The sequence below is a fragment of the Halanaerobium congolense genome (assembly GCF_004366375.1).
GTDB classification, from domain to species: Bacteria; Bacillota; Halanaerobiia; order Halanaerobiales; family Halanaerobiaceae; genus Halanaerobium; species Halanaerobium congolense.
Genome location: NZ_SOEF01000011.1, coordinates 66150 through 72798, shown reverse-complemented (window position 1 = coordinate 72798; position 6649 = coordinate 66150). Strand labels below are relative to the sequence as shown.

At 34.1% G+C, this 6649-nt stretch carries 7 protein-coding genes; all 7 read left to right on the top strand.

What is annotated here, in order from left to right; all coding sequences use genetic code 11:
• Nucleotides 1-138 precede the first annotated feature (138 nt).
• The 7 genes from C7954_RS05560 (at nt 139) to tsaB (ending at nt 6635) form a co-directional block, all read left to right on the top strand.
• The gene (locus C7954_RS05560; protein WP_073156846.1) at nt 139-1560 is read left to right on the top strand and encodes a PTS transporter subunit EIIC; all 1422 of its coding nucleotides are present in this window, start codon (nt 139-141) and stop codon (nt 1558-1560) included.
• Between the two features lie 77 nt (nt 1561-1637).
• Nucleotides 1638-2117 (top strand): PTS sugar transporter subunit IIA, encoded by a 480-nt coding sequence (locus C7954_RS05555; RefSeq protein WP_089716058.1) that lies wholly within the window; start codon nt 1638-1640, stop codon nt 2115-2117.
• Between the two features lie 135 nt (nt 2118-2252).
• Complete coding sequence (proB, locus tag C7954_RS05550) at nt 2253-3389, top strand: glutamate 5-kinase (RefSeq protein WP_089716059.1); 1137 nt, start codon at nt 2253-2255, stop codon at nt 3387-3389.
• Nucleotides 3379-4635: a glutamate-5-semialdehyde dehydrogenase gene (locus C7954_RS05545; RefSeq protein ID WP_089719379.1), complete on the top strand. Its 1257-nt coding sequence runs from the start codon at nt 3379-3381 to the stop codon at nt 4633-4635. The genes proB and C7954_RS05545 overlap by 11 nt, the downstream gene beginning before the upstream one ends.
• 18 nt (nt 4636-4653) lie before the next feature.
• Nucleotides 4654-5457 (top strand): pyrroline-5-carboxylate reductase, encoded by an 804-nt coding sequence (gene proC, locus C7954_RS05540; protein ID WP_089716060.1) that lies wholly within the window; start codon nt 4654-4656, stop codon nt 5455-5457.
• Complete coding sequence (tsaE, locus tag C7954_RS05535; RefSeq protein ID WP_073156861.1) at nt 5458-5928, top strand: tRNA (adenosine(37)-N6)-threonylcarbamoyltransferase complex ATPase subunit type 1 TsaE; 471 nt, start codon at nt 5458-5460, stop codon at nt 5926-5928.
• A complete protein-coding gene (gene tsaB / locus C7954_RS05530) occupies nt 5922-6635 on the top strand; it encodes a tRNA (adenosine(37)-N6)-threonylcarbamoyltransferase complex dimerization subunit type 1 TsaB (protein WP_089716061.1) in 714 nt (237 codons plus the stop codon). Before tsaE ends, tsaB begins: the two co-directional genes overlap by 7 nt.
• Nucleotides 6636-6649: the final 14 nt, after the last annotated feature.

Below are 6649 nucleotides of genomic sequence, written 5' to 3'. Positions count from 1 at the left end.
TGTCAGTATATTATTTTTTAACTTTAAAATTAATATACCTGCCAATAATCTGTCTGTTTAATTTTTAAAACGCTGTCTTTTGGTGGTCAAATCATAAATTTATTTACAACACAAAAAACAAGAGGAGGAATTATTTTAATGAAAGGTTTTAAGAAGTTACAAAAGGTTGGTAAAGCTCTGATGACTCCAGTTTCAGTTTTACCAGCTGCTGGTATTTTAGTAGCAATTGGAAGACTGCTGCAGGAGCAGAGCGGTTTGGTTTATAATATTGGTGAGGTAATGTTTAACAGTGGGATTGCAATCTTTGAACAGCTGCCATTAATTTTTGCTATTGGTGTAGCAATTGGCTTTGCTGGAGATGCAGTTGCTGCTTTAGCAGCAGGTGTTGGTTTTACAGTTTATGCTAAAGTGCTTGACGTAATGGCAGGTATAATAAACATCTCTGAGCAAACAGGCGGAAGTATTGAAGCAATTAACACAGGTGTTTTTGGTGGTATTATTGTTGGTGTAATTGCTGCCCAGATGTACAAAAAGTTTCACAGTACTGAATTACCCCCATATTTAGGCTTTTTTGCTGGAAAGAGATTGGTACCAATTGTGACAGCAGCTACTTCTGTTTTGGCCGGAGTTCTTCTATCATTTATTTGGCCTCCAATCCAGATTCAAATTAATGAATTTGCAAGATTTGCTATGAGTTCTTCTATTGGTCCTGCACTTTATGCAGCTGGTAAAAGAGCTTTAATTCCTGTTGGTCTGCATCATGTATATTATCCACCATTTTTATATGAATTTGGACGTTTTACAACAGAGTCAGGTCAGGTTTTAAGAGGAGAAACTGCTAGGTTTTTTGCTGGAGATCCTACCGCGGGTCGTTTTATGGCAGCTGAATTTCCATTAATGTTATTTGCTCTTCCATCTGCTTGTCTGGCAATGTATTTAAGAGCTAAAAACAAAGTTAAAGTTGCTGGTATGTTAACAACTGCTGCTATTACTTCTTTCTTAACAGGTATTACAGAACCAATTGAGTTCTCATTTATCTTTGTAGCACCACCACTTTATTTGTTCCATGTAGTAGGCGGTTTCATTTCTGGTCTGCTGACAAATTTATTTGATATCAGAATTGGATATACTTTTTCAGCGAGTGCAATTGACTATGTTTTAAGTTTATCTAATTTAGGTAATCCAATGATGTTTTGGCTTGTTGTTGGCCCAATAATGGCTGTTTTATACTTTACAGTTTTCTATTTTACTATTCCACTTTTTAACTTTGAAACACCTGGTAGAGGTAGTGATGCTGAAGATTCAGCAGCTGACGAACCAGTTAGTAAAGATCAGCGAGCTGCAGATGTGTTAGCTGCTTTAGGAGGTAGTGAAAACTTAGAAAGTGTAGATGCCTGTATTACAAGATTGAGGTTGGAAGTTCTTGATAATAGTGTTCTTGATGAAAAAGAGCTGAAAAGATTAGGAGCATCAGGTGTTATGAAATCAGGCAGCAGTGTTCAAGTAGTATTTGGACCAGAATCTGATGCCTTAAAGGATAAAATAAAAAGTTTAATGTAAATAAAATAGGGACTTTATTTAATTAGCTTGTCAAAACTAAAGTAAATGTATTATAATGATTTAAAGGAGGAGATTTGATGTTCAATATATTTAAGAAAAAAGAGGAATATCTGACTGCACCTTTTGCCGGGGAAGTTACTAATTTAAAACAGGTACCAGATGAAGCCTTTGCTCAAAAAATGCTGGGGGACGGCTTTGCTATAACTCCAGAAGAAAATGTTATTAAGTCACCCTGTGCTGGAGAAATTGTACAGATTTTTTCTACAGGTCATGCGGTTGGAATCCAAACTAAAAAAGGACTAGAAGTACTAGTTCATATCGGTATAGATACTGTAAAGTTGGATGGAGAAGGATTCGAAAAATTAGTTAAAAATGGAGATCAAGTTAAGGTGGGAACACCTTTAATAGAAGTAGATTTAGAGTATATAAAAAATAACGCTCCTTCTATTTCAACTCCTGTTATTATTACCAATATGGAAAAAGTTAAAAGTATAGAATTGGTTAAAACAGGTAAAGTAAAGGCTGGAACAAAAGTTCTTAAAGTAGAATTAGCTTAATTAAATAATTTATTTGAATATAATGATTGACAAAAAGGGAAATAACTACTTAGTTATTTCCCTTTTTATATTTAGATAAATTTGATATAATAAACAAAACGCTTTTATCTAATATTAAAGACGGGATGATTAACAATGGATTTTAAAAGAATTGTAGTAAAGGTTGGCAGCAGTACAATAAGTAATCAAAATGCTAAGCTTAATTTTAGTCAACTTGATGCATTAGTTAGACAGCTAGTTGATTTAGAAAATCAAGGTCGAGAAATGATATTGGTTAGTTCAGGGGCAATAGCAGCTGGTATGGGAGAATTAGGTTATGCCAAAAAACCAGTATCTATTCCAGAACAACAGGCCTGTGCAGCTGTTGGACAGGGAGTTTTAATTGGAATCTATAATAAATTTTTTAGAGAGTATGGAGCAAAATGTGCTCAGATTTTATTAACTTCAAGTGATTTGGGAAATAGAAATCGGTATTTAAATGCTTTTAATACTTTGAAAACTTTAATTGATCACGGTGTTATTCCGGTAATTAATGAAAATGATACGGTTGTTACTAATGAAATTAAGGTAGGAGATAATGACACTTTAGCAGCAAGAGTAGCTGGTTTAGTAGAAGCTGATTTATTAATTAATTTATCTGATGTTCCGGGGCTGTATAATGGTAATCCAAATAAAAAAAGTGATGAGTTAAAACTAATTTCTAAGGTGGAAAAAATTACAGAAGAAATTGAAAAAATGGCTGGTGGTAAAGGCAGTAAAGTTGGAACTGGTGGCATGGAAACAAAAATTGAAGCTGCTAAAATTGCTGTAAATTCAGGTGTTGTGATGATTATTGGTCCTGGACAGGAGAAAAATTCACTACTGCAGCTGGTCGAGATGGCTGAAAACAAGGATTTTGATTTTGGGACTACTTTTTTAACAGCAAAAGATAGACTTTCCAAAAGAAAACAGTGGTTAAATTTTAATTTAGCCCCAATGGGGAAAATAATAGTAGATCAAGGTGCTGCAAAAGCTCTTGTTAAAAGAGGAAAAAGCTTACTGCCAGGAGGAATCGTTGACTTAACTGGAGAATTTAATAGTGGAGATCCTGTAACTATAAGTGATGGTAAACAAGAAATTGGCAAGGGTATAGTTAATTACAGCTCTGATGAGATTGAAAAAATTAAAGGTGCTCATTCGAAAGAGATTGGTAATATTCTTGGATATTTTAATAAAAGTGAAGTAATCCATAGGGATAATATGGTAATAGGAGGAGATAAAGATGAGTATTAGAGAAGAGTTAATTTCACAGGCTGAAGCAGCTAAAGAGGCTGCGCGTAAACTTGCAAAAGCCGGCACAGATAAAAAGAATAAGGCTTTAAACTTAATTGCTGATAATCTAATTGAAAGACAGGATGAGATATTAGCAAATAATGAAAAAGATATGGAAAAAGGCAGAGAGAATGATTTAAGCCGGGCATTATTAGATAGACTTCAATTAACAGAATCTAGAATTAAGGGAATGGCCCAGGGATTAAGAGAAGTAGCTGCACAGGATGACCCAATTGGGGAAGTTCCAGAAATGTGGAGACGCCCAAATGGTCTTCAAATTGGTAAGATTAGAGTTCCTTTAGGTGTTATTGGGATTATTTATGAAGCAAGACCAAATGTAACTGTTGATGTTGCTGGTTTATGTTTAAAATCTGGAAATACAGTTATTTTAAGAGGTGGTTCGAATGCTTTTAACTCAAATCAAATTTTAACTAATATAATTCAGGATGGTCTAAGAGAAGCTGGACTTCCTAGAGAATCTGTTCAGTTGATTTTGACTACTGATCGGAAAGCAGTAGACATTTTATTTACTTTAAATGATTATTTAGATGTTTTGATCCCTCGAGGTGGAGCAGGTCTAATTCAAAAAGTTGTCAACGAATCTAAAGTTCCTGTAATTGAAACAGGGGTTGGAAATTGTCATGTTTATGTAAATAAAGATGCTGATTTGACAAAGGCTAAAAAAATAGTTTTTAATGCTAAATATTCAAGGCCTGCAGTGTGTAACTCAGCCGAGAGTTTATTAGTGGATCAAGAAATAGCAGGAGAGTTTTTGCCAGAAATGGCAAGGATTTTTGCTGAAAGCAATGTGGAATTAAGAGGCTGTGAGAGAACTAGAAATATTGTTCCAAAAATTAAAAAAGCTACAGAAGAGGACTACGCAACTGAATATTTAGATTATATAATGTCTATCAAAGTTGTAGATAATTATGAAGAAGCTGTAGAACATATTTATCATTATGGAACTAAACATTCGGAGGCAATAATTACCGAGAATTATACAACTGCTAGAGCTTTTTTAGATGAAATTGATGCAGCAGCAGTTTATGTTAATGCATCTACCCGATTTACTGATGGAGGACAATTTGGATTAGGTGCAGAGACGGGAATAAGCACTCAGAAATTACATGCAAGAGGTCCTATGGGGCTTAAAGAATTAACTACTACAAAATATATTATTATGGGTGATGGACAGATACGAGAATAGTTAGAGGAGGATTTTTTGATGAAATTAGCAATTATAGGTCTGGGAAATATGGGGCAGGCTATTCTAAGTGGTGTACTTAAGGCTGAAATTATTAAAGCTAAAGATATAATAGCAGCAGATAAAAAATTTGCTGAATCTAATTTTAAAGTTTCAGATGAATTTTCAGAAATTATTGTTACAGCTGATAATAAGCGAGCTGTCAGGGAAGCTGATTATGTTATTTTAGCAGTTAAACCACAAATAATTAAATTTGTGCTGGAGGATATAAAAGATTTTGCTGAATCTAAAGTTATTATTTCGATAGCAGCTGGTATAAACACCAGAGTTTTATCCCAATATTTCACTGCAGATGCAAAAATAATTAGAGTTATGCCCAACACACCAGCCCTGGTTGCTGAAGGAATGAGTGCACTTTATTATTCATCTTCTGTAGAAGCTGATGAAAAGGCCTTTGTTGAGAAAATATTTAATTCCTTTGGTAAAACTACTGAGGTTGAAGAAAATGATATGGATGCAGTAACTGGACTTAGTGGTAGTGGTCCCGCTTTTGTTTACATTTTCATTGAAGCTTTAGCTGATGCAGGTGTATTGAGGGGGCTTACAAGAGAAACAGCCTTAAAATTAGCAGCTCAAACTGTAAAAGGTGGAGCAGAGATGGTTTTAAGTTCCGGTAAGCATCCAGCTGAATTAAAAGATATGGTCACTTCACCTGCTGGGACAACTATAACTGGTGTAGCTGAATTAGAAAAAAGTGCTTTTAGGTCAGCTGTTATCAGTGCTGTAGAAAAGGCTGCTGAACGTTCGGAGGAGTTGGGGGAATAGATGGATAAAAATTATTCAACAACTACAAATTCACCAGCTGAAACTATAGATTTTGCTAAAAAATTAGCTGAGTTAATTAAAGTACCAGCGTTAATTTTACTAAAGGGGGATCTTGGCACTGGTAAAACATTAATTACCAAAGCCGTAGTCTCCGAATTAGGTTATCATGGTGATGTAACTAGTCCTACTTTTAATCTTGTTCAAGAATATCAGGCTGATTTGGAGATTATCCATATGGATCTTTATCGTTTAGATAGCAGTGAAGAGCTTGTGGAAATAGGTTTTGAAGATTATTTAAATCGAGAAGCAGTTGTATTTATAGAATGGCCGGAACTTGCTTTATCTTTAATTCCGGCTGATTTTATTTTTATTGATATAGAAAAAATTTCAGATAATCAGAGAAAAATAACTGTTCGTGGAGAAGGGAATCACAGCAGTTTATTAATAGAAAGGTTGAATCAAGAATGTTAACTTTAGGTATTGATACTTCTACTGATAATTTAGGACTGGCTTTAATTGAAAATGATATAATAAAAGCTGAATATAATTTGAGTTTAAAAAGAAAACATAGCGAAAAACTTCTACCATTAATGGTAGATATTTTTGCTAATATAGGAATTAGACCTCAAGCTATAGATGCAGCTGTAGTGGCAATAGGACCAGGCTCATTTACAGGTTTAAGAATCGGAATAACTACAGCTAAAATTTTGGCTAGAATTTTTGATATTCCTGTAAAAGGAATATCTACTCTAGAAATTATGGCTGCAGGAGTTGAATCAGAATATATATTACCACTTCTAGATGCCAGACGGGAGCGTGTATACTACTCTTTTTATAAGTTAAATTATAAAGAAAATGATTATCTACCTAAGACTTTATTGACTGCAGCCGGTGCTAGAATTTCTGAACTTTCTAATATTTTGAGAAATTATAAAGATAAAGAGATTACTGTAATTGGAGAAAAAAGGCATGAGGTAATAGATCATTTAAAAACAAATAAATTTCTAGTAAATCAAAGTGCAGCTGAAAAGAATATACCTCGGGCTGCTGTTTTAGCAAGATTGGGAAGGGATTATATTGATCAGGGACAGAAAGATGATATTTATGAGTTAAAACCTACCTATTTAAAACAACCTCAGGCTGAAATTGATTGGCAAAAGAAATATGGTGATAACTAAAATGGGAGTGGGAA